Source organism: Nocardia sp. NPDC052001, from assembly GCF_040680615.1.
Lineage (GTDB): Bacteria > Actinomycetota > Actinomycetes > Mycobacteriales > Mycobacteriaceae > Nocardia.
The window spans coordinates 380,484-402,187 of the sequence record NZ_JBFAXC010000003.1; the positions used below are offsets into that span (position 1 = coordinate 380,484).

The 21,704-nt window shown below is 67.1% G+C and carries 21 protein-coding genes and 2 tRNA genes; 12 read left to right on the forward strand and 11 right to left on the reverse strand.

From position 1 onward, the window contains the following. The first annotated feature begins 24 nt into the window (after nt 1-24). The 7 genes from AB0L82_RS17130 to AB0L82_RS17160 all read left to right on the forward strand — a co-directional run bounded on the left by AB0L82_RS17130 (nt 25) and on the right by AB0L82_RS17160 (nt 4,728). Complete coding sequence (locus AB0L82_RS17130) at nt 25-855, forward strand: DUF3566 domain-containing protein (RefSeq protein WP_364636837.1); 831 nt, start codon at nt 25-27, stop codon at nt 853-855. A 124-nt stretch (nt 856-979) separates the two neighbouring features. Continuing rightward, nucleotides 980-1,053, forward strand: a tRNA-Ile gene (locus AB0L82_RS17135). A 29-nt stretch (nt 1,054-1,082) separates the two neighbouring features. Further along, complete coding sequence (locus tag AB0L82_RS17140; RefSeq protein ID WP_364636839.1) at nt 1,083-1,190, forward strand: DLW-39 family protein; 108 nt, start codon at nt 1,083-1,085, stop codon at nt 1,188-1,190. A gap of 9 nt (nt 1,191-1,199) precedes the next feature. Next, a tRNA-Ala gene (locus AB0L82_RS17145) sits at nt 1,200-1,272 on the forward strand. A 73-nt stretch (nt 1,273-1,345) separates the two neighbouring features. Then, complete coding sequence (locus AB0L82_RS17150; RefSeq protein ID WP_364636841.1) at nt 1,346-2,371, forward strand: adenylate/guanylate cyclase domain-containing protein; 1,026 nt, start codon at nt 1,346-1,348, stop codon at nt 2,369-2,371. 525 nt (nt 2,372-2,896) lie between these two features. Beyond that, nucleotides 2,897-3,889: an ATP-binding cassette domain-containing protein gene (locus AB0L82_RS17155; protein WP_364636843.1), complete on the forward strand. Its 993-nt coding sequence runs from the start codon at nt 2,897-2,899 to the stop codon at nt 3,887-3,889. A gap of 50 nt (nt 3,890-3,939) precedes the next feature. Continuing rightward, complete coding sequence (locus AB0L82_RS17160) at nt 3,940-4,728, forward strand: ABC transporter permease (RefSeq protein ID WP_364637944.1); 789 nt, start codon at nt 3,940-3,942, stop codon at nt 4,726-4,728. A 280-nt stretch (nt 4,729-5,008) separates the two neighbouring features. Here AB0L82_RS17160 and glmS read toward each other — a convergent pair whose 3' ends face one another. Both glmS and AB0L82_RS17170 read right to left on the reverse strand, forming a co-directional pair. Further along, nucleotides 5,009-6,847, reverse strand: coding sequence for a glutamine--fructose-6-phosphate transaminase (isomerizing) (gene glmS, locus AB0L82_RS17165; RefSeq protein WP_364636845.1), 1,839 nt, complete (start codon nt 6,845-6,847; stop codon nt 5,009-5,011). 66 nt (nt 6,848-6,913) lie between these two features. Then, nucleotides 6,914-7,183 (reverse strand): hypothetical protein, encoded by a 270-nt coding sequence (locus AB0L82_RS17170; protein WP_364636847.1) that lies wholly within the window; start codon nt 7,181-7,183, stop codon nt 6,914-6,916. Nucleotides 7,184-7,322: 139 nt separating this feature from the next. On the opposite strand from AB0L82_RS17170, the gene AB0L82_RS17175 reads away from it, so the two are divergent. Both AB0L82_RS17175 and AB0L82_RS17180 read left to right on the forward strand, forming a co-directional pair. Beyond that, nucleotides 7,323-7,850, forward strand: coding sequence for a peptidylprolyl isomerase (locus AB0L82_RS17175; protein ID WP_364636849.1), 528 nt, complete (start codon nt 7,323-7,325; stop codon nt 7,848-7,850). Between the two features lie 28 nt (nt 7,851-7,878). Next, nucleotides 7,879-8,751, forward strand: a complete 873-nt coding sequence (locus AB0L82_RS17180; protein WP_364636851.1) for a rhomboid family intramembrane serine protease — start codon at nt 7,879-7,881, stop codon at nt 8,749-8,751. A 34-nt stretch (nt 8,752-8,785) separates the two neighbouring features. On the opposite strand, the gene AB0L82_RS17185 is transcribed toward AB0L82_RS17180, so the two are convergent. Then, nucleotides 8,786-9,223 carry a PH domain-containing protein gene (locus AB0L82_RS17185; protein WP_364636853.1) on the reverse strand — a complete coding sequence of 146 codons (438 nt, stop codon included), beginning with the start codon at nt 9,221-9,223 and terminating at the stop codon, nt 8,786-8,788. Nucleotides 9,224-9,296: 73 nt separating this feature from the next. After that, nucleotides 9,297-9,563, reverse strand: a complete 267-nt coding sequence (crgA, locus tag AB0L82_RS17190; RefSeq protein WP_364637946.1) for a cell division protein CrgA — start codon at nt 9,561-9,563, stop codon at nt 9,297-9,299. A 138-nt stretch (nt 9,564-9,701) separates the two neighbouring features. Here crgA and AB0L82_RS17195 point away from each other — a divergent pair, with 138 nt between their 5' ends. Genes AB0L82_RS17195 through AB0L82_RS17205 form a run of 3 tightly spaced genes read left to right on the forward strand, consistent with a single transcriptional unit; the run spans nt 9,702 to nt 11,486 of the window. After that, nucleotides 9,702-10,340 carry an aminodeoxychorismate/anthranilate synthase component II gene (locus tag AB0L82_RS17195; protein WP_364636855.1) on the forward strand — a complete coding sequence of 213 codons (639 nt, stop codon included), beginning with the start codon at nt 9,702-9,704 and terminating at the stop codon, nt 10,338-10,340. Next, entirely contained in the window at nt 10,337-11,035 is a 699-nt protein-coding gene (locus AB0L82_RS17200; protein WP_364636857.1) for a dihydrofolate reductase family protein, read from the forward strand. The genes AB0L82_RS17195 and AB0L82_RS17200 overlap by 4 nt, the downstream gene beginning before the upstream one ends. After that, entirely contained in the window at nt 11,025-11,486 is a 462-nt protein-coding gene (locus AB0L82_RS17205; protein WP_364636859.1) for a dCMP deaminase, read from the forward strand. Before AB0L82_RS17200 ends, AB0L82_RS17205 begins: the two co-directional genes overlap by 11 nt. A 74-nt stretch (nt 11,487-11,560) precedes the next feature. Here AB0L82_RS17205 and pknB read toward each other — a convergent pair whose 3' ends face one another. The 7 genes from pknB to AB0L82_RS17240 form a co-directional block, all read right to left on the reverse strand. Continuing rightward, nucleotides 11,561-13,471, reverse strand: a complete 1,911-nt coding sequence (gene pknB, locus AB0L82_RS17210; RefSeq protein WP_364636861.1) for a Stk1 family PASTA domain-containing Ser/Thr kinase — start codon at nt 13,469-13,471, stop codon at nt 11,561-11,563. Next, a complete protein-coding gene (locus AB0L82_RS17215; RefSeq protein ID WP_364636863.1) occupies nt 13,468-15,033 on the reverse strand; it encodes a protein kinase in 1,566 nt (521 codons plus the stop codon). Before AB0L82_RS17215 ends, pknB begins: the two co-directional genes overlap by 4 nt. Nucleotides 15,034-15,068: 35 nt before the next feature. Then, nucleotides 15,069-16,556 carry a penicillin-binding protein 2 gene (locus AB0L82_RS17220; RefSeq protein WP_364636865.1) on the reverse strand — a complete coding sequence of 496 codons (1,488 nt, stop codon included), beginning with the start codon at nt 16,554-16,556 and terminating at the stop codon, nt 15,069-15,071. Next, on the reverse strand, nt 16,553-18,022 hold the full coding sequence (locus tag AB0L82_RS17225; RefSeq protein ID WP_364636867.1) for an FtsW/RodA/SpoVE family cell cycle protein: 1,470 nt from the start codon (nt 18,020-18,022) through the stop codon (nt 16,553-16,555). The genes AB0L82_RS17220 and AB0L82_RS17225 overlap by 4 nt, the downstream gene beginning before the upstream one ends. After that, nucleotides 18,022-19,503: a PP2C family serine/threonine-protein phosphatase gene (locus AB0L82_RS17230; RefSeq protein ID WP_364636869.1), complete on the reverse strand. Its 1,482-nt coding sequence runs from the start codon at nt 19,501-19,503 to the stop codon at nt 18,022-18,024. Before AB0L82_RS17230 ends, AB0L82_RS17225 begins: the two co-directional genes overlap by 1 nt. Continuing rightward, nucleotides 19,500-19,967 carry an FHA domain-containing protein gene (locus AB0L82_RS17235; protein WP_364636871.1) on the reverse strand — a complete coding sequence of 156 codons (468 nt, stop codon included), beginning with the start codon at nt 19,965-19,967 and terminating at the stop codon, nt 19,500-19,502. Before AB0L82_RS17235 ends, AB0L82_RS17230 begins: the two co-directional genes overlap by 4 nt. Nucleotides 19,968-20,172: 205 nt before the next feature. After that, complete coding sequence (locus AB0L82_RS17240; RefSeq protein WP_364636873.1) at nt 20,173-21,624, reverse strand: DUF3662 and FHA domain-containing protein; 1,452 nt, start codon at nt 21,622-21,624, stop codon at nt 20,173-20,175. Between the last annotated feature and the right edge of the window lie 80 nt (nt 21,625-21,704).

Sequence of the window (21,704 nt, forward strand, 5' to 3'; positions counted from 1 at the left end):
GGGAACGAGGGAGGTACGCCGCAGGTGTCCAATGAAATCCCCGACAACTCAGGTGATTTCGCCTCGGATGTCACGGGCCGAATCAGCGATCCGACGGAGGTGACCGCCCCCGAAGCCGTGGACGGTCAGTCCGCCGGCAACCCCTACCAGGACGGCGGGTGGTCGCAGCTGCCGCAGCGGGAACCGCAGTCCAACCTGTACCGCCCGGGGCAGGCCCCCACCACCGGTCGTCCCGGCGGCGTGGGCCTGAACGCGGGTGTCTCCAACGCGCGCACCACCGCCGATCTGGCGGCCAAGGCGGCGCGCAAGGAGGCCGCCATGGTGAAGTCCGTCGGTATCGACGGGCCCACCCGCAGCATCGCCCGTCCGGAACTGGTGAAGGATCTGCCGGATCTGTCGGAGATGCGGCATCCGCTGCCGCCGCCGGAGCCGATTCCGCCGTCCGGTCCGGTATCGCCGTCCGCCCCCGCGGCGGTGGCCGCCGCCGCTGCCACCGGTGAGCCGCTGCGCGCGACCGTGCAGGTGCGCCATATCGATCCGTGGTCGACGCTGAAGGTGTCGCTGGTCATCAGCGTCGCATTGTTCTTCGTGTGGATGCTGGCGGTCGGCCTGCTGTACCTGGTGCTCGAGGGCATGGGTGTGTGGGAGCGGCTGAATTCCACGTTCACCGATATGGTTTCGGACTCCTCGGCGTCCGGGCTGATCGACGCGGGCACGGTGTTCGGCTACGCGGGTGTCATCGGCATGATCAATGTGGTGTTGCTGACAGCGCTTTCGACGGTCGGCGTGTTCGTCTACAACCAGTGCACGGATCTGGTCGGCGGCATCCAGGTGACCCTGGCGGACCCCGACTAGAAGCAGTCTCGCATCGGCCGGTCGCACCCGTCAGAACAGGGCTGTGACCGGCCGTTTTGCTTATCCGCACAACCTTCGGGTAATCTTCAGCCTCGGTTCGAGTGACACACTCGGAACCGGATGAGGGCCTATAGCTCAGGCGGTTAGAGCGCTTCGCTGATAACGAAGAGGTCGGAGGTTCAAGTCCTCCTAGGCCCACTCTCGAACATCACAGTAGGGTGGGATTCATGAAATTTCTCCTCACGATCGGCGTCATCGCCGCGGTGATCTTCGGAATCAGCAAGTTGCGCCAGCGCAATGACGCGGATCTCTGGCACGAGGTCACCACGCGCTGATCCCGGCTCGGGGCCTTAGCTCAATTGGCAGAGCACTGCCTTTGCAAGGCAGGGGTTAGGGGTTCGATTCCCCTAGGCTCCACTTCTTCTCGTTCCGTGTTGTGACACACAACATCGGCGCGAAGCTCATTGCGTTCGCCCCGTAAGGTGGCGGCATGGCGTCCCCGAATCTGTCCAAGCTGGTCCAATCGGTGGTGGAGCCGTACCTGCTGAACGGGCCGCGCAAATACAACCGTCGTGAGGTCGCCGAGCGCACCGGGGTGCCCTCGTCGCTGACCCGCCGGTTGTGGGTGTCGCTCGGATTTCCCGCCGATCCCAATGACGACGCCGTCGAATACACCGATGCCGATATCGAGGCGGCGCAGGCGTTCAGTCGCCTGAATGTGCTGGCGTCAGCGGACATTCACCGTCAGACCACCGCGGCGCGCACGCTGGGCCGGTCCATGGCGCGGCTGGCCGAATGGCAGGTGGATCTGGTCACCGAGGAGATTCTGGCGCGCATCGCGGCGCGGGCCGCCGCGGAGCCCGAGGCCGATCGCACCGAGCTGGCGCGTGAGGTCACCGCGGAGGTGGTCGAGGAGTTCGAAGCGTTGCAGCGCTACGCATTCCGGCGTCATCTGGACGCGGCGCTGGCCCGCTCACTGGACAATGGCGCGGTCGCGGGGGACACGCTGCGGGTGTTGGCGGTCGGCTTCGCCGATATGGTCGGCTACACCCGCCTGACCCGCCATCTGGAGCCCGATGAGCTCTCCGCGCTACTGGAGGCGTTCGAAACCGCCACCAGCAATGCCATCACCGCGCACGGCGGCTGGGTGATCAAGAACGTCGGTGACGAAGTCATGTTCGCCGCCAATACCGCCGAACAGGGCGCGCGCATCGCCCTGGCCATCCAGGAGGCCGCCACGGCCTCGCACGGCGTCACCCAGGAGCTGCGGGTGGGTCTGGCCTACGGCGAGGTCCTGCAGCGCTTCGGCGACCTCTACGGCTCCGTGGTGAACGTGGCCGCACGCCTTACGGGTGTGGCGCGTCCCGGCACCGTGCTCATCGATGAGGGCGCGTCCTTTGCCATCGGCGGCGATCCGCAATTCGATCTGCGCAATCTGCGCACCGTCCGCGTGCGCGGTATCAACCGTCTGCACGGGCATGTCCTGCGCCGCAATGAAATTCGACCGTTGGTGTGATCGGGATTCGTCCGTTGGTGTAATCGCTGATCAGACCGGCCCCGGACATGGGGGCGGGCCTCGGCGAAGGGGGGGAGTTAGCCGAGGCCCGCGTAGGTCGGCCCGGGGGGGAGGGGCCGACGCGATCGATCCTACGCGACACCGGCGGATTGTGTGGAAATCGGGGGCGCGTTCCGGAGATTTTTTTCGAGGAATAAGTGTCATACCCCTGTGCGAACATACGTTCGTGCCCGGGAAAGCGGTGTCGGCCTGTCGGATTCGAGTAGCGCGCTACTCGCGATCCGGGCTCGCTCGCGGGGCGATCATCGAGGTGGCCGCATCCCGCACCGGCAACCCCGAGCACCGCCGGACCCCCAGCGGGATGCGGCCCTCGTCTTGTTCACTCGCGGTGGTTCGCGAGGAAAAAGTCATGGCATCCGGTCTGCGTCCCAGGCATACTCAGTCCCAAATGTCCGGTCTTGTTCAGCAGCATATTTGCAGTTCAGAGCCCCTGCGGCTGCCACATCGCGAGACATCAGGAGAATCATGCCCGACGCAATAGTCGCCGAGGGTCTGGTCAAGAAGTACGGCAAACTGGTCGCTCTTGACGGACTCGATTTATCGGTGCCCGAGGGCACCGTCACCGCCCTGCTCGGCCCGAACGGCGCGGGCAAGACCACCACCGTGCGTGTGTTCACCACGCTGCTCATCCCGGATTCCGGCCGCGCCACCGTCGCCGGGGTGGATGTGCTCAAGGATCCGCAGCTGTTGCGCTCCCGCATCGGCGCGTCCGGGCAGTACGCCGCGGTTGACGAATATCTCACCGGTTTCGAGAATCTCGAGATGGTGGGGCGGCTGTATCACATGGGGACGCAACGCAGTAAGGATCGCGCCCGCGAACTACTGGAGCGTTTCCGGCTCGCCGACGCGGCCGATCGTCCGGTCAAGGGGTACTCCGGCGGTATGCGCCGCCGGCTCGACCTGGCGGGCGCGCTGGTCGCCAATCCGCCCGTGCTGTTCCTGGACGAACCGACCACCGGTCTGGATCCCCGTGCGCGCCAGGATCTCTGGGATGTCATCGAGGAGTTGGTGGCGGGCGGCACGACGCTGCTGTTGACCACCCAGTACATGGAGGAGGCCGATCGGCTGGCCGATTCCATCGCCGTCATCGATCACGGCAAGGTGATCGCCGAGGGCACCGCCGATCAGCTCAAGGCCATGGTGGGCGGCGATCGCATCGAACTGGTCGTGGACCATGTGGACAGTCTCCCGATCGCGCAGCGCGCGCTGGAAGGCTTGGCGCAGGGCGAGATTCGGCTCGAACCGAGTCTGCGGCGCATCATCGTGCCGGTGAACGACGGTTCGCAGGCGCTGGTCGATGCCATCGGCCAACTCGCGAAACATGAAGTGACCATTCATGATGTCGGCCTGCGGCGGCCTTCGCTCGATGACGTATTCCTATCGCTCACCGGTCATGAAGCAGACGAATTGGTCAACGGCGGCAAGACCGCCGCGGATTCCGCAGGAGGCAATCGATGACCGCCGCCGTGCTCACCGCCGAAAAGCCTTCGCTCGCAGAACGTTTGAGCATGGTCTTCACCGACAGCGTGACCATCACCAAACGCAATGTCATCAAGATTCGGCGCGTGCCCGATGTGCTGATCTTCTCGACGCTGTCGCCGATCATGTTCGTGCTCCTGTTCGCGTACGTCTTCGGATCGGCGATTCAGTTGCAGGGCACCTCATATCGCGAATTCCTCATCGCGGGCATCTTCGCGCAGACCGTGGTGTTCGGTGCCACGTTCACCGGTCTGAGCCTGGCCGAGGATATGCAGAAGGGCATTATCGACCGCTTCCGGTCGCTACCCATGGCGCCGTCGGCGGTGCTCATCGGGCGCACGCTCGCCGATGTGTGCATCAATGTGGTGAGCCTGGTGGTCATGTCGCTGACGGGTCTGGCGGTGGGCTGGCGGATTCGCGGATCGTTCCTGGACGCGGTGTTCGCCTACGTGCTGCTGTTGCTGTTCGCCTACGCCATCTCGTGGATCATGGCGGTGGTCGGCCTGCTGGTGCGCGCGCCGGAGGTCTACAACAACGCCAGCTTCATGGTGATCTTCCCGCTCACCTTCATCGCCAACACCTTCGTGCCGACCGCGACGCTGCCCACCGTGCTACGGGTGATCGCGGAATGGAATCCGGTGTCGGCGGTGACGCAGGCCAGCCGCAATCTGTTCGGCAATACCAGCCCGATGGGGCCGAGCGCCGATGTCTGGCCGATGCGGCATCCGGAGATCACCACGCTCATGTGGGTGGTGGTGATCCTGGTGATCTTCGTGCCGCTGGCACTGAAGCAGTACAAGCGGTCGGTGAGCCGCTAGCCCGAAAAGTGTGAATTACCCACTCAGCGCGCGGATTCCGCGATCTGAGTGGGGGAGGAGCCGTTGCGCGAATACCCCAGGCGCGGCGGCTCCGCCGCGGGGGCCGGCGGCTGCGGACGGCGACTCGCGAAGATCGCGGCGACACCACCCGCGATCGCGAAGACAGCCGCAACGATGATCCGATTCCGAAAACGCCCCAGGCCCATTCGACCACTTTGGCACAGCGAAAGACTTCGCGCACCCAAGGGTGCACAGGAGGGGAGCGAAGGGGCGAATCGGGTTACTCGACGGTCACGCTCTTGGCGAGGTTGCGGGGCTTGTCCACATCCCGGTTCAGGGCGATGGCCATGTGATAGGCCAGCAGTTGCAGCGGGATGGTCAGGATGATCGGGTCGAGTTCGGTCGCCACCGCGGGGACGCGGATCACGGCGTCGGCCAGGCCGTCCGGCAGATCGGTATTGGTGATGGCGATGACCGGGCCGCCGCGCGCCTTGATCTGCTCGATGGTGGTGATGTTCTTGGCGAGCAATTCGTCACCCGGAATCAACACCACGCTCGGCATTTCCGGGTCGATCAGCGCCAGCGGTCCGTGCTTGAGTTCGGAGCCCTGATACGCCTCGGCGTGAATGTAGGAGATCTCCTTGAGCTTCTGCGCGCCCTCGCGGGCCACCGGCCAGCCGCGCACCCGTCCGACGAAGAACATGCTGCGCGCCTTGGCGAACCGAGCGGCGACCTCGGCGATCTCCCGATCCTGTTCCAGCACCGCCTCGATGGCGTCGGGTAGCGCGCGCAGCCCGGTGACGATGCGCTCGCCGCCCGCGGCGGACAGATCGCGGACCCGGCCCAGCAGCAGCGCCAGCATGGCGAAGGACACGGTCATATTGGTGAGCGCCTTGGTGGAGGCCACCGACACCTCGGGACCGGCGTGCAGGAACATGCCCGCACCGCATTCGCGCGCGATGGCGCTGCCGACCGCGTTGACCGCGCCGATGACGCGCCCGCCCTTGCGCTGCAATTCCTGAACGGCCGCAAGGGTATCCAGGGTTTCCCCGGACTGGCTGATGGCGATGTAGAGCGCGTCCGGATCCACCACGGGATTGCGGTAGCGGAATTCCGAGGCGGGTTCGGCGGTGGCGGGAATCCGCGCCAGTTCCTCGATGAGCTGTGCGCCGAGCTGTCCGGCGTAATAGGCCGAGCCGCAGCCCAGGAAGACGACCTTGCGAATCCCGCGCAGTTCGCGCGCGTCCATGTTGAGTCCGCCGAGAATGGCGGTGGCGAAACGCTCGTCGAGCCGCCCGCGCAGCGCGCGGCGTACCGCGTCCGGCTGTTCCGCCATCTCCTTGCGCATGAAATCGGGATAGCCGCCGAGCGCGTAGTCCTCGGCCGCCATATCGATGGTGGTGGGCGTCTTGTCGGTGCGGCTGGCATCCAATCCGAGTGTGCTGGTGCGGAATTCGTCCGCGCGCACGGTGGCCAGCTCGCCGTCGTCGAGGAAGACCACGCGCTGGGTGTGGTGCACCAGCGCGGCCACATCGGAGGCGACGAACATCTCGCCGTCGCCGACGCCGAGCACGATGGGGCTGCCGTTGCGGGCGACCACCAGTTCGTCGGGGCGGCGCGAATCCAGTACCAGCAGACCGAAAGTGCCCTCGACGTGATGCAGTGCGCTGCGCACGGCGTCCTCGAGGGTGTCGGTGCTGTCCAGGGTGGCGGCGATCAGGTGCGCGATGGCCTCGGTATCGGTGTCGGAGAGGAATTCGACGCCGTCGGCGATGAGGGCGGCGCGCAGTTTCTCGGCGTTCTCGACGATGCCGTTGTGTACCACGGCGATTCGGCCGGAGCCGTCGGTATGCGGGTGCGCGTTGGCGTCACTGGGTTCGCCGTGCGTGGCCCAGCGGGTGTGCGCGATGCCGACGGTGCCGCGCAGGCGGGTGCCTTCGGCGTCCACCCTGTTGCGCAGATCCTGTACGCGCCCCTGGGTTTTGGTGATCCGCAGCCGTCCGCGGTGTGGGACGGCCAGTCCGGCGGAGTCGTAGCCCCGGTACTCCAGCCGGTGCAGGCCCTCCAGCAGGACCGGGACCGATTCGCGGTGTCCGATGTATCCGACGATTCCACACATTGCGCGAGGCTCTCCTCGATCAGGTATATGACGTGGTCAATGGGATGCTGCTGCGGTAGCCGCCGGCTAGCCGTAGACGATGCGGCGCAGTTGCCGTTCGGTGAATTCGGGGGCGGCGACCGGGCGCTGCGTGAGCTCGGTCGCGATGCGCTGCCAGATCTCGGCATTGCGCACCTGGCGGCGCTGTAGTTCGGCGTGCCTGCGGCGCACGAATTCCTCCGCGGTCTCGCCGAAGTATCCGGTGACGTCGGCGACCACCCGGGCCGCGACGGCCTCGGGCAGCCCGGTGGATGCCGCCACATGGCGGACCAGATCGGCCGGAACCCCGTCAGTCACGGTCCGAGCTTGCCTGATGGATCTTGTTTCGCCAACATATGTGCCCGAATTCGGGCAGGGAATCACAGGAAGCGGTCGCTGGCCGCCGCTGGGTGTGCCGCGCCGGAGCCCCTCTCGCCCCGGGCTCTAGGCTGGTCGCGTGACCTCACCGAATCAGACTGCTGTTGCGACGCTGCACACCAATCAGGGCGACATCAAGGTCGCGCTTTTCGGTAACCACGCTCCCGCGACCGTGCGGAACTTCCTCGGCCTGGCCGACGGCACCGCCCCGTACAAGACCAAGAACGCCTCCGGCGGCACCGAGGGCCCGTTCTACGACGGCTCGGTCTTCCACCGGATCATCGACGGATTCATGATCCAGGGCGGCGATCCGACCGGCACCGGCCGCGGCGGCCCGGGCTACGAGTTCAAGGACGAGTTCCATCCGGAACTGCGCTTCGACCGCGGTTACCTGCTGGCCATGGCGAATGCCGGTCCGGCGACCAATGGTTCGCAGTTCTTCATCACCGTCGGCCCGCAGCCGCACCTGAACCGCAAGCACACCATCTTCGGCGAGGTGGTGGATCCGGAGTCGCGCAAGATCGTCGACCTGATCGCCAACGCCGCCACCGATCGCAATGACCGTCCCAAGGACGAGATCGTGATCGAGAAGATCAGCATCGCCTGAATCCGGTCCGAGCCGAAGAGAATTCGACATGCAACCGCAGCAGCCCGCCCCGACCTGTTACCGGCATCCCGATCGGCCCACCGGCGGTCTGGGATGCAGCCGCTGCGGACGTCCCGCCTGCCCGGAATGTCTGACCCCGGCCGCGGTCGGACAGCACTGCGTCGAATGTGTGCAGCAGGGCCGCGCCGATGTGCGGCCGGTGCGCAATCAGGCGGGCGCGGTGCAGGGTAAACGCCCGGAACCGTATGTCACCTGGGCGCTCATCGCCGCGAACGTGATCGTCTTCGCGGTCACCGCGATTCAGGCGCACAGCGTGGTGGACAACAAGTTCTCCGCGCTGTTCCGGGACTGGATGCTGGTGCCCGCGCTGGTCGGGCACGGCGAATGGGTGCGGGTGATCGGCTCCGGCTTCCTGCACATCGGCCCGATTCACCTGTTGACCAATATGTTCGCGCTGTACGTGCTCGGCCCCTACTGCGAGGTCGCGCTGGGCCGGGCGCGGTTCATCAGCGTGTATCTGGTGTCGCTGCTGGGCGGTTCGGCCGCGGTGACGCTGCTGTCCGATCCGTTGCAGGCGTCGGCGGGCGCGTCGGGCGCGATCTTCGGCATCTTCGGCGCGGTGGCGGTGGTGATGCTGCGGACGCGGCAGAACCTGACTCAGATCCTGGTGCTGCTGGTGATCAACCTGATCATCACGTTCGCGGTGCCGGGGATCTCGATCTGGGCGCATCTGGGCGGGCTGCTGGCCGGTACCGCGGCCACGGGCGGAATCCTGTATCTGCCGCGCTGGCTGAAGGCGAGCACACCGGCGACGGCCATGCGGATCGGCTGGATCGCGGTGGCGGTGGTGGGATTGATCGCGGTCCTGGTGACGGTGCTGGGCGCGCCGACGCTGTACTAGCGCCGGGTCCTGTACCGACGCGGGGTCACAGCACTCACTGATGCACCAGGTACGGGCGCAGTGAGTCGAGCACGCTCTCGGGGCGCGCGCCCAGATCCCAGCGGCCGAAGATGATCAGCCGCTCTTCGCCGTCGTGCCGCACATCCATTTCCAGCATGGGCATGCGCCGGCCGAGCCGGCGGTACTGCACGATGCGGGCGCGCAGCACCTGATCGGGTGTGTAGAACCGCGGCCCGGTGAGGCCGCGGACCACGATCTTGGGGATGGGCCCGGGTTCGACGGCCAGGCGCGGTCGCTGCCGCAGTCCCATCGCGGCCAGGAACAGCAGGCCGAGGGCGGCCAGGCCGATCAGCAACCGGCCCGCGTTATCGCTGGTGACGACGGCCGCCACGGCCATGACGAGACCGCCGAGACCGCAGACGACCAGCGCCGCCGGGGGTGTGGACCAGGAGAGTTGGGGATCGGTGGTCACTTTCCCCACTCTGTCCTCGAGTTGTCCACAAGGTCATCCACAGGTGTGTATGAATAACACTCGTGTAAGGAGCTCATCGCCAGCGCATGGTCATGATCAGGCCGACGACCATGAGGCCGAACCCGATCAGGAAGTTCCATGCGCCCAGGTCGCTCATCCAGCCGATGTGGTCCGCCGCCAGGTAGTACACCAGCAGCCACACCAGGCCCGCGAGCATGAACCCCAGCATGATGGACACGTACCAGACCGGCGACGGGCCGGCCGACTTCACCTTCACAGGCGTGCGGCTGGCCGGGTTGATCGTGTAGTCGGTCTTCTTCCGGACCTTCGACTTGGGCATGACGTCCTCAGTTTCGGCGTGCAGGTCTTGGTAGACATTATCCCAGGTCACTCGAGCGCTCCCGGCGCGAGCCGCCCTTGGGGAATAAACGATGGTATTGCGTGCGACGCGAGCGAGCCGGGTGACTACTCTCGAATCATGCGTGTACTGGTCGTCGACAATTACGACAGCTTCGTTTTCAACCTGGTCCAGTATCTCGGACAGTTGGGCGTGGACGCGGTCGTCTGGCGTAATGACGATCCCCAACTCGCCGATGTGGACGCCGTCGTACAGGACTTCGACGGAGTTCTGATCAGTCCCGGCCCGGGCACGCCGGAACGCGCGGGCGTCAGCATCGATCTGGTCAAGGCCGCCGCCCGGCATGAGCGCCCGCTGCTCGGGGTGTGCCTGGGCCATCAGGCCATCGGTGTCGCGTTCGGCGCCACCGTGACCCGCGCCCCCGAACTGTTGCACGGCAAGACCAGCGAGGTCTTCCACGTCGGCGCGGGCGTGCTGGCCGGACTGCCCGATCCGTTCACCGCCACCCGCTATCACTCGCTGACCGTGCTGGAAGAGACCATGCCGCCCGAGCTGGAAGTGCTGGGCCGCACCGAATCCGGGATCGTGATGGCCATGCGGCATCGCACCCTGCCGATCCAGGGCGTGCAGTTCCATCCCGAATCCGTGCTCACCCAGGGCGGGCATCGGATGCTCGCGAACTGGCTGGGTCAGGTCGGGGAGCGCCCGGCGGAGGGTCTGGTGCGCACGCTCGAGGCGGAGGTCGCGGCGCTGGTATGAGTGCCGGTCGAGATCGGCCTCATGTGCTGCTGTCGGTCGCGGTCAGCATCGACGGTTATATCGACGATGCGGGACCGGATCGGCTGTTGCTCTCCAACGCAGCCGATTTCGATCGGGTGGACGCGCTGCGCGCGGAGTCGGACGCGATTCTGATCGGCGCGGGCACCCTGCGCAGCGATGATCCGCGCCTGCTGGTCAACAGTGCGGACCGGCGGATATCGCGGGTCGCGGCCGGGAAACCGGAGTATCCGCTGCGGGTGATCGTCACGGCGACAGGCGATCTCGATCCCGCGCGCCGACTGTGGCACTGCGGCGGCGAAAGAATCGTCTACACCACCGATTCCGGGGCCGAACGCATCGGGCACGGTCTCGACCGGCTGGCCAAGGTCGTATCCCTGGGCGCGACAGTGGATTTCGCCGCGCTGCTGGACGACCTCGGTAGCCAGGGTGTCGGCCGCCTGATGGTGGAGGGTGGCGGTGCCATCCACACCGCGTTCCTGGCCGCCGATCTGGTGGACGAGATCAGTATGGCCGTCGCACCGATCGTGGTCGGTGATCCGGACGCACCCCGTTTTCTCGGGCCCGCCGATTTCCCGGGTGGTCCCGGGCACCGCATGCGACTGGCCGATGTCGGCCGCATCGGTGATATCGCGGTACTGCGCTATCTGCCGAAGGAGGATTCCGATGTCGGATGAGGCTCGCTCGGATCGCGGCTGGATGCGGCACGCGATCGGCCTGGCGCGACTGTGCCCGCCGAGTGCGACCGCGTTCTCGGTGGGCGCGGTCATCGTCGGCGCGGACGGGGTGGAGATCATCCACGGCTGGTCCCGCGAAACCGATGACAAGGTGCACGCGGAGGAATCCGCGCTGAACAAATTGGAACCCGATGACGATCGGCTGTCGTCGTCGACCATCTACAGCACGCTCGAGCCGTGTTCGCTGCGCGGCAGCAAGGATCGCGCGCCCTGTACGGATCGCATTCTGGCCGCGGGCATTCGGCGCGTGGTCATCGCCTGGCGCGAGCCCGGCACGTTTGTGGACAACTGCCAGGGTGTGGAGAAACTGCGGGAGCACGGTGTCGAGGTGGTCGAACTGGCCGATCTCGCTGCGGAAGCCATGTCGATGAACCGGCATCTGCGCCTGTAGACAGCTTTTCAACAAGAAAATCGGGTTGTGGATAACTTCTCCACAACCCGATTTCCGTCAGTCCCGGATGTCTGTCACGGCGGGCCGAGCGAGATGACGCCGGTCGTGATTGTCACCGTCTGATTCTTGGCGATCGAGGATCCCGCGGTCGGCTGCTGGGCGATGACCCGGCCGACGCTGCTGGCGTCCAGGGTGCTCTGCGTGTTCTGGGTGATTTGCCCGTTCCAGCCGCGCTGCCGCAGGATATCCACAGCCTGTGCGGGGGTGAGCCCGATCAGGCTCGGCATCTGCACGTTATCGCCGGTGGAGACCTGCACGGTGACGGTGGAGCCCTTGTCCGCCATGGTGCCCGCGGCCGGATTGGTGCCGATCACGGTGCCCTTGGGCAGATTGTTGGGCACTTCCTGCACGCTGACCTTGAAGCCCGCGCTGTCGGCCAGATTCGGTTGCGCCACATCGATCTGCTGCCCGACCACATCGGGGACGCGGACCTTCTCCGGCCCGGAACCGAGGGTGATGGTGACCTGACCGCCGGAGTCGACCTTCTGCGCCTCGCCCGGACTCTGGCTGGTGACCTTGTCCTTCTCGTCGACGCTGGACGCTTCCCGCTTCACATCCGAATTCAGCCGCAGCCCCACCGAATTCAGCTGTTGTTCGGCCTGCTGCTGGGTGAGTCCGGCCAGGCGCGGCACCGCGACCTGGGAGGGTCCGGTGGAGACCTGCAGGGTGACGGTGCTGCCCTTGTCGATGCGCGAGCCGCCGAGCGGCTGGGTGGCGATCACATTGCCGGGCGCGATCTTGCTGTCCGCCTTGTCCTGCACGGCGACGCTGAAGCCGAGCTTCTCCAGATCGCGTTGCGCGAGCTGGGAATTGTGATTCGACAATTCCGGCACGGCCACCTGATCGGGTTTGCTGCCGGGCCCGACGAGCAGCCAGATGGTGATACCGGCGACCGCGAGGATGCCGACCGCGAGTGCCGCGATCAGTCCGATGCGGCGGCCGCCGCCGTCGGCGGGTGCGACGAGTTCCTGTTCGGTGGTGTCATCGCGGCGCTCGACGGTGCGGTAGGAGCGCGGCGGCGGCAGATCGTCGTCGAGGAAGTTGTTGCGGTCCTCGTCGTTCATCACCATGGGCGCGGTGGGCTTCTGCCCGCCCAGCACCCGGATCAGGTCGGCGCGCATCTCGGCGGCGGTCTGATACCGGTTGGCCGGGTTCTTGCTCATGGCCTTGAGCACGACGGAATCGAGTTCGCGGGGCACGCCCGGATGCACATGCGAGGGCAGCCGGGGGTCCTCGCGCACATGCTGGTAGGCGACCGCGACCGGTGAGTCACCGGTGAAAGGCGGTTCGCCGGTGAGGATTTCGAAGAGTACGCAGCCGACCGAGTACACGTCCGAGCGCGCGTCGACCTGTTCGCCGCGGGCCTGTTCGGGGGACAGGTACTGGGCGGTGCCGATGACCGCGGCGGTCTGCGTCATGGGGTTGGAGCTGTCGGCCAGCGCTCGCGCGATGCCGAAGTCCATCACCTTCACCGCGCCCGCGCGATTGATCATGATGTTGGCGGGCTTCATATCCCGGTGCACGATGCCGTTGCGGTGCGAGAAGTCCAGTGCCGCACACACATCCGCGATGATCTCCATCGCGCGCCGGGGCGCCATCGGACCCTTGCCGCGCACGATATCGCGCAGCGTATCGCCGTCGACGTACTCCATCACGATGTAGGGCAGCGGCCCGCCGTCGATCTCGGCCTCGCCGGTGTCGTACACCGCGACGATGGCGGGATGATTCAGCGCCGCCGCGTTCTGCGCCTCACGCTTGAAGCGCAGATAGAACGTGGGGTCGCGGGCCAGATCCGCGCGCAGCACCTTGATCGCCACATCACGCCCGAGCCGCAGATCCCGCGCCTTGTGCACCTCCGACATGCCGCCGAAGCCGATGATCTCACCCAGCTCATAGCGGGAGGAGAGATTCTTCGGGGTCGTCATGACTGTCCTTGGGGGAGGGCGGGAGCACTGGGTTCCGTCGTTCCGTAGTAGCCCCGGGCGCCACCGGGAACCGCTGGCCATGATGGTAGGTCCCACGGCGGACGCGCACCGCGACTGGTGGTCGTCGGCGCGGTCGTGGTCTTGGGGACCGTGGTGGTCTGCGGTGTCGTCGTCACCGGCGGCGTCGTGGTCGGCGGCACCGTGGTGGTGGGCGGCACCGTGGTGACCGGCGGTTCGGTGGTCGGATCGTAGGTGGGCGGCGGCGGAACCGGCTTCTCCCGGGTGGTGGTGGGTGGCACCGTCGTGGTGGTGGTCACCACCGGCGGCGGCGCGATCACGGCGCTGGTGCGGGTGGTCGGGGTCGACTCGGACCCGGAACCGTTGAGCAGTACCACCGCGGCCGCCGCACCCAGGATGAGCGCGCCGACACCGAGTCCGGCCATGGCCTTCTGTGAGTTGGTGAAACGGCCGCCGTCACCGTCGCCGTCCTGCGCGCCGACGTGCATCGGTCGCGGCGGACCCGGCGGCGGCGTCTGCGGACCCGACATCATGACCGTGGAACCGGTCATCGGCGGCTGCTGCGGCTGCCGCATCGACTGCGGCGGGGTGGCGTAGCGGGTGGTGGCCTGATCGGCGCGGCCGCCCGGAATCATCATGGTCGGACCGGGCGGCAGGATTCTGGTCGCACCGGTGGGGATGGCGGGATTGCCACCGCCGGGGGTGTGCGCTCTGCGACCGGATCGCACCGCGGCCACCGCATCGGCGAATTCGCCTCCGGTGGCGAATCTTTGGGTCGGATCCTTCGCCATGGTGATCTCGATGAGCTCGCGCACGTTCGGCGGCAGATCCGCGGGCAGCGGCGGCGGCGCTTCGCGCACATGCTTCATGGCGACGGTCAGCGCGCCGTCACCGGTGAACGGGCGTTCCCCGGCGAGCGCCTCGTAGCCGACCACGCCGAGCGCGTACACGTCCGAGGCGGAGGTGGCGTCCTCGCCGGTGGCCTGTTCGGGGGCGATGTACTGGGCGGTGCCCATCACCATGCCGGTCTTGGTGACCGGGGAGGCGTCCACGGCCTTCGCGATGCCGAAGTCGGTGATCTTCACCTGACCGGTCGGCGTCACGAGGATATTGCCGGGCTTCACATCCCGATGCACCACGCCCGCCGCGTGCGCGACCTGAAGCGCACGACCGGTCTGCTCGAGCATGTCCAGACCCTGATGCACGGACAGGCGCCCGAGCCGGCTGAGCACCGCGTTCAGCGGTTCGCCCTGTACGAGTTCCATGACCAGATAGGCGGTTTCGCCGCCGGAGGGGTCCATGGTCTCGCCATAGTCGTAGATTCCCGCGATACCCGGATGATTGAGCTGCGCGGTGGTGCGGGCCTCGGTGCGGAAGCGGTGCCGGAAGGTGGGGTCGGCGGAGAACTCCGCCTTGAGCACCTTCACCGCGACCCGGCGATCCAGCCGGGTGTCGAGAGCTTCCCAGACCTGGCCCATGCCACCGGTGGCGATCAGCCGATGCAGCCGGTAGCGGTCCGCGATCATCGCACCGTTGTTCAGCATTTCCGACCCTGTCTACCTTGCCCTGTCATGTCCGTTCAGCCCCCCAGCCCGGCGTCGAGCACCGCCCGCGCGACGGGCGCGGCCACCGAACCGCCGGTGGCGGCCAGGGCGCGGTCGCCACCGTTCTCGACGATCACCGCGATGGCGATCTTCGGGTTCTGCGCGGGCGCGAAGGCGATGTACCAGGCGTGCGGCGGGGTATTGCGGGGATCGTTGCCGTGTTCGGCGGTGCCGGTCTTGGACGCGATCTGGTAGCCCCGCTGCTGGGTGCCTCCCTGGGTGTTCTTCTCCGACTCGATCATCAGATTGGTCAGCTGGGTGGCCACCGGTGCGCTGATCGCCTGGCCGACCGACATGGGTTTCACGGTCTCCAGGGTGCTCAGGTCCGGGGCCTGCAACTGATCGACCAGATGCGGCTGCATCCGCACGCCGCCATTGGCGACGGTCGCGGCGATGACGGCGTTGTCGAGCGGAGTCAGCGCCACATCGCGCTGTCCGATACTGCTCTGGCCGAGGGCCGGTGCGTCGGGAATGGTCCCGACCGTGCTGTCCGCCCACGGAATCGGAATGTTCGGATGGGTTCCGATGCCGAACGCGGCGGCCTCGTCCTTGAGTTTCGCGGCCCCCACCTTGATACCGAGGTCCACGAAAGCGGTGTTACAGGAGAACTTGAACGCGTCGGTCAGCGATGCGGTCGGCGCGTCGCCGGGACCGCAGTGGCTGCCGTTGTAGTTCTCCAGTGTGGTCGTGGTGTCCGGCAACGTGATTCGCGACTGCGCGGTCAACTGATCCTCGGGCTTGGCGATGCCGTTGGACAGCGCCGCGGCGGTCACGATCACCTTGAAGGTGGAGCCCGGCGGATACGTCTGCGACACAGCGCGATTCAGCATCGGCTGACGCGGATCGGACTGCAGGTTCTGCCACGCCTGCGCGGCGGCCGCGCCGTCGTGACCGGAGAGCAGGTTCGGATCGTAGGACGGCGTCGACACCATGGTGAGGATGCGCCCGGTGCTCGGCTCGATCGCCACCACCGAACCGGTGTAGCCCTTGGCGGTCAGCTGCTCGTACGCGACCTTCTGCATAGCCGGGTTGATCGTGGTGATCACATTGCCGCCGCGCGGATCCCGGCCCGACACCATATCGATGAAGCGCCGCCCGAACAGCTGATTGTCCGAACCGTTCAGCACCGAATCCTCGGCGTGCTCGAGCCCGGTGCTGCCGTACTGCATGGAGTAGAAACCGGTCGCGGGCGCGTACGCCAGCGGATCGGTCGGATAGGTGCGCAGGTACTTGTACCGGTCGTCGGTGGACACCGAACTCGCCAGCACCGTGCCCTGCGCGGAGATCTGGCCGCGCTGGCGGGCGTACTCGTCGAGCAGTACGCGGCCGTTGCGCGGATCGTTGCGCAGGCTGTCCGCCTTGCCGATCGGCCCGAATTGCACCTGGATGTAGGTGGCGTTGATCAGCAGCGCGACGATCATCAGCATGACCGCCATCGCCACCCGGCGCAGGGGTGTGTTCACGCGGTACCACCCTTCGGTCGCCGTACCAGTTCGGTGGGCGCGTCCGCGAGCGGCTCCGGCGCCCGCTTACGGACGGGGGCCGGGGCGCGCGCCGCATCGGACACCTTGATCAAGAGTGCCAGCAGTGCGTAGTTGGCGAGCAGCGAGGAGCCGCCGTAGGAGACGAACGGCGTGGTCAGACCGGTCAGCGGAATCAGTTTGGTGACACCGCCGACGACCACGAACAGCTGGATGGCGATGGTGAACGCCAGACCCGCCGCCAGCAGCTTGCCGAAACTGTCGCGCACCGCGATGGCGGTGCGCAGACCGCGAATCACGAAGACGCAGAACAGCATCAGCACCGCGGCCAGGCCGATCAGGCCGAGCTCCTCGCCGATGGCGGAGATGATGAAGTCGGTCTTGGCGAACGGCACCTGTGAGGGCCGTCCGCTGCCGAGCCCGGTGCCGGCCAGCCCGCCGGTGGCGAGCCCGAACAGTGACTGCGAGATCTGATAGCCGGTGTTGTTGTAATCCGCGAACGGGTGCAGCCAGGTCTCCACGCGCACCCGCACATGCCCGAAGACGTTGTACGCGAACACGAATCCGATACCGAGCAGCAGCGCGCCGACCGCCACCCAGCCGACCCGCTCGGTGGCGATGTAGAGCATGCACAGCACCGTGCAGAAGATCAGCAGCGAGGTGCCGAGGTCCTTCTCCAGCACCAGCACGCCGACGCAGACGATCCAGACCACCAGCATCGGGCCCAGATCGCGGGCGCGCGGCAGTTCCATCCCGAACACGTGCTTACCGGCGGCGGTGAACAGATCGCGCTTGGCGACCAGCACCCCGGCGAAGAAGATGATGAGCAGGATCTTGGCGAACTCACCGGGCTGAACACTGAAGCCGGGCAGTCGAATCCAGATCTTCGCGCCGTTCACCTGCGAGAACCGATCCGGCAGGATGGCCGGGATGGCGAGCAGCACCAGGCCGACCAGTCCGAGCGTGTACGCGTACCGCGCCAGCGTCCGGTAGTCACGCAGCAGCAGCAACAGGGCCGTGAAAACCACCATCCCCAACCCCGTCCACAGCACCTGCTGGTTCGCATCGGGGGAGGGGATGGGCTGCGAGGCGAAGATGGCATCCTGCTTCTCGGCCAGGTCCAGCCGGTGGATGAGCACCAGGCCGAGACCGTTCAGCAGCGCCACGATCGGTAGTAGCAAAGGGTCCGCGAACGCCGCGAAACGGCGCACCGCCAGATGCGCGACCCCGAACAACGCAAGATAGGCCGCGCCCAGTTTGGCGATCTCCCAGGTGATCGCCTGTTCCTGACTGGCCTCCACCAGCACCAGCGACACCGTGGTGACCACCGCCGCGAGACCGAGCAGCAGCAGTTCCACATTCCGCCGGGTGGACGGCGGGGGCGCGGGAGCGAATCCGCCCGGAGGACTGGGAAAGGCCCCAGCGGACGGTGGTGCCGGTGCGGACATCAGTCCGTCACTCTGCAGTTCTGCCCCGGCTGCTGCGGCGCGGTCGTAGTGGTGGGGGTGGGCTGATCGGTCTTGCGGGGTTCCAGCGGATGGTTCTCGCCACCCGGCACGGCGGCCGGGGTGGTGGTGGGAACGACTGGTGTGGTGGTGACGGGCGCGTTCGGATCGACCGGGGTGCTCGGCGGAGTCGTCGACGGCTGCGGCTGCGGCTGTGCCTTCTCGCAGGGCGGCAGCAGATCATTGCGGGTCAGCGCCTGCAGCTGCTTGCCGGCTTCCTCGCGGGAGCCCGGCGGCAGACCCTTGTTGACCGAATCGCGGCCGGTCGGTTTGAGATCCACCAGGCGCAGTTCGCGGCAGCCCGCGCCGAAGCTGGAACCGATCGCGCTGATCTGCAATTCACCGGTGCGGGTGACGCAGGCGATCTGATCCACATCGTGGATCGAATAGCCCAGCACCGAACCGGGCAGTCCGCGCAGCACCACGACCTTGTCGTCCTGGGTGCCCACGTAGTAGTTGCTGCGAATCATGTTGTAGCCGACCGTGAGTCCCGCGCCGATGGCGACCAGCAGGGCCAGCGAGAGCGCGATCCAGCGCAGTTTGTGGCTCTTGCGCGGCGGCTCCGGCTCGGGCTGCTGTACGGCCCGGCGCGGGGCGGCTCTCGGCGGCCGCATGGCGGCGGCGCGGCCGGCGGCGGTATTCGGCGGCGGAGTGTCGTCATCCTCGCCGGAGGCCGCGCCCGCCACGATCGGATGGCTCTGCCCGTAGTCGAGGTCGATGACATCGGCGACCACGACGGTCACATTGTCGGGACCGCCACTGCGCAAAGCCAATTCGATGAGCCGGTCGGCCGCCTCGTCGGTGCTGCCCTCGCGCATGGTGTTGGCGATGGTCTCATCGCTCACCACATCGGAGAGGCCGTCCGAGCAGAGCAGATACCGGTCCCCGGCGCGGGACTCGCGCACCACCAGGGTGGGCTCGATCTCGTTGCCGGTGAGCGCGCGCATGATGAGCGAGCGCTGCGGATGGGTGTGCGCCTGCTCCGGGGTGATCCGGCCCTCATCCACCAGCGACTGCACGAAGGTGTCGTCGCGGGTGATCTGGGTGAGTTCGCCATTGCGGAGCATGTAGGCGCGAGAGTCGCCGATATGGGCGAGGCCGAGTTTGCGCCCGGCGAACAGGACGGCGGTGAGCGTGGTGCCCATCCCGTCGAGTTCGGGCTCTTCCTCGACCTGATCGGCGATGGCGGCATTGCCCTCGTGCACCGCGCGATCGAGCTTGCCGAGCAGATCATCGCCCGGTTCGTCGTCGTCGAGATGCGCGAGCGCCGCGATCATCAGTTGGGAGGCGACTTCACCGGCGGCATGACCGCCCATGCCGTCCGCGAGCGCGAGTAGGCGCGCGCCCGCGTAGACGGAGTCCTCGTTGTTGGCTCGTACGAGACCGCGGTCGCTACGGGCGGCGTAGCGCAGAACAAGAGTCACGATCGCAGCTCGATCACTGTCTTACCGACACGGACGGGGGTGCCGAGTGGAACTCGGACCGGGGTGGTGACCTTCGACCGGTCGAGGTAGGTCCCATTGGTGGAACCGAGATCCTCGACATACCAATCCTCCCCGCGCGGCGACAGGCGCGCATGCCGGGTGGAGGCATAGTCGTCGGTGAGGACCAGCGTGGAGTCGTCCGCGCGCCCGATCAACACCGGCTGCGTGCCGAGTGAGATGCGGGTGCCGGCGAGTGAACCCTGAGTCACCACGAGATATTTGGCGCCCTTCTGGCCTCGGCGCAAGGAGGGGAGCACCGCGGAACCACCTTGGGTCCGCGGCGGCACCCGGATGCCGGAGGCCGCGTAGATATCGCTGCGCAGGGTCCGGAGCACCGCCCACACGAACAGCCACAACAACAGCAGGAACCCCGCCCGGGTGAGTTGCAGGATCAGTCCCTGCACGGTGCTCCACCTCCTGTTCGACCGTGTCGTAGGTACGGGCTGTCAGTACGGAGAAAGCTCCGCGACCCCCAACCGGTGCGCCTGGTCGGCGCGGCCTGTTGAGCCGCGAGTATTGGCAGCATCATAGGGCCGTCGACCGGTTGCGATCACGATACGGCGCAGGAAAATCCAGCCATATCGTGATCTGCACCGCGAGCTTACGGGATCAGACGATCCTGATCAGGATCTCGGAATGCCCGGCGCGGATGACATCGCCGTCGGCGAGCTGCCAGTCCTGGACGGGCGACCCGTTGACCAGCGTGCCATTGGTGGAACCGAGGTCCGAGAGCATGGCCGTCTGGCCGTCCCAGCGCACCTCGATATGCCGCCGCGAAACCCCGGTGTCGGGAAGCCGGAAGTGTGCGTCCTGGCCGCGGCCGATGATGTTGGAACCCTCGCGCAACTGGTAGGTGCGGCCGGAGCCGTCGTCCAGCTGCAGCGTGGCCGAGTAGCCCGAGCCACTGCGCGCGGGAGCGGCGTAACCGCCCGCGGCGGGCTGCTGGCCGTACCCGGCCTGCTGGCCGTACTGGTCGTCGCCGTAACCACCGGCGGCGGGCTCGGCATAGCCCTGCGGCTGCCCGTAGCCCGGCTCGGCGTACCCCTGCTGGCCGTAGCCCGGATCGGCATAGCCCTGCTGGTCGCCGTAGCCCTGCTGCTGGCCGTAACCCGGTTCCGCGTACCCCTGCTGGCCGTAGCCGCCCTGGTCGTACGCCTGCTGGCCGTAGCCCTGCTGGCCGCCCTGTTCGGCGTAGCCGCCGCCCTGCTGGCCGTAGCCGGGTTCGGCATAGCCCTGCTGGCCGTAGGCCTGATCGGCGTATCCGGGCTGCTGCCCGTACGCCTGATCGGCATAGCCCTGCTGCTGGCCGTACGCCTGATCGCCGTAACCACCCTGCTGAGCGCCGTAGCCCTGGCCGCCCTGCTGGTTGTAGTCGTAGCCGTTCTGGTACTCGCCATAGCCCTGCTGATCCGGGGCAGCGCCGTAGCCCTGCTGATCCGGGTACTGCGGGGCAGCACCGCCGCGGCCGTATTCGCCGTAGCCCTGCGGAGCGGGTCGGCTCGCGGGCGGGGGCGCGTACCCGCGGTTTCGTGGATCGGACTCCGCGGGCTCACGGCTTGGGTCGTAGCCTGAGTTCTGCGTCATGGGGCCAGCTCCTGGTTGCGGGTTGGGTCGTGGTGTGCGTTCAGGTCCCACCGCCGGACCCGCCCGGCGGTCGACACTACCGCCGACGGCGTCCGGGTCCACTCGACCGCGTGTCCTGAACTGTCCGGTGTGCAGCGTAGGGGATGCCTCGAATTCCACGTGCACTTCGCCGTACGTCTGCCAGCCTTGCTCACGGATGTAGTCCTGTAAGTGTTTGGCGAACGCGCGTACCGCGAGGTCGTGGTCGGCCTGTCCCTCGCCCTGGACGAGCTGCCCCAGGTCCGACTCGTTGATGGTGATGACGTAGCTGTTCGGTGCGAGCAGATGCCCGTTGCCGAGGTCTTGAACGTGGTCCGCGGCCTCGCGCTGGAGCGCTGCCTCGACCTCCTGCGGAACGACACTGCCACCGAAGACGCGGGCGAACACATCGCCGACGGCACCCTGGAGGCGACGTTCGAATCGCGAGACGATCCCCATCGAGCCCCTCCTCTCGGGTCAGGACGCTCCCGCGAGTGAAGCGTGCTTCGTGTCTTGGTCTCCTGGTGGCGCCGTGTGGT

What these genes read in the sequence shown, in the direction of transcription:
- AB0L82_RS17155 (WP_364636843.1), top strand. Translation starts at nt 2,897, where the DNA reads ATGCCCGACGCAATAGTCGCCGAGGGTCTGGTCAAGAAGTACGGCAAA.
- AB0L82_RS17215 (WP_364636863.1), bottom strand. Translation starts at nt 15,033, where the DNA reads ATGCTGAACAACGGTGCGATGATCGCGGACCGCTACCGGCTGCATCGG.
- glmS (WP_364636845.1), bottom strand. Translation starts at nt 6,847, where the DNA reads ATGTGTGGAATCGTCGGATACATCGGACACCGCGAATCGGTCCCGGTC.
- AB0L82_RS17200 (WP_364636857.1), top strand. Translation starts at nt 10,337, where the DNA reads ATGAGTGCCGGTCGAGATCGGCCTCATGTGCTGCTGTCGGTCGCGGTC.
- AB0L82_RS17225 (WP_364636867.1), bottom strand. Translation starts at nt 18,022, where the DNA reads ATGTCCGCACCGGCACCACCGTCCGCTGGGGCCTTTCCCAGTCCTCCG.
- AB0L82_RS17150 (WP_364636841.1), top strand. Translation starts at nt 1,346, where the DNA reads ATGGCGTCCCCGAATCTGTCCAAGCTGGTCCAATCGGTGGTGGAGCCG.
- crgA (WP_364637946.1), bottom strand. Translation starts at nt 9,563, where the DNA reads ATGCCCAAGTCGAAGGTCCGGAAGAAGACCGACTACACGATCAACCCG.
- AB0L82_RS17180 (WP_364636851.1), top strand. Translation starts at nt 7,879, where the DNA reads ATGCAACCGCAGCAGCCCGCCCCGACCTGTTACCGGCATCCCGATCGG.
- AB0L82_RS17205 (WP_364636859.1), top strand. Translation starts at nt 11,025, where the DNA reads ATGTCGGATGAGGCTCGCTCGGATCGCGGCTGGATGCGGCACGCGATC.
- AB0L82_RS17240 (WP_364636873.1), bottom strand. Translation starts at nt 21,624, where the DNA reads ATGGGGATCGTCTCGCGATTCGAACGTCGCCTCCAGGGTGCCGTCGGC.
- AB0L82_RS17140 (WP_364636839.1), top strand. Translation starts at nt 1,083, where the DNA reads ATGAAATTTCTCCTCACGATCGGCGTCATCGCCGCGGTGATCTTCGGA.
- AB0L82_RS17195 (WP_364636855.1), top strand. Translation starts at nt 9,702, where the DNA reads ATGCGTGTACTGGTCGTCGACAATTACGACAGCTTCGTTTTCAACCTG.
- AB0L82_RS17160 (WP_364637944.1), top strand. Translation starts at nt 3,940, where the DNA reads ATGGTCTTCACCGACAGCGTGACCATCACCAAACGCAATGTCATCAAG.
- pknB (WP_364636861.1), bottom strand. Translation starts at nt 13,471, where the DNA reads ATGACGACCCCGAAGAATCTCTCCTCCCGCTATGAGCTGGGTGAGATC.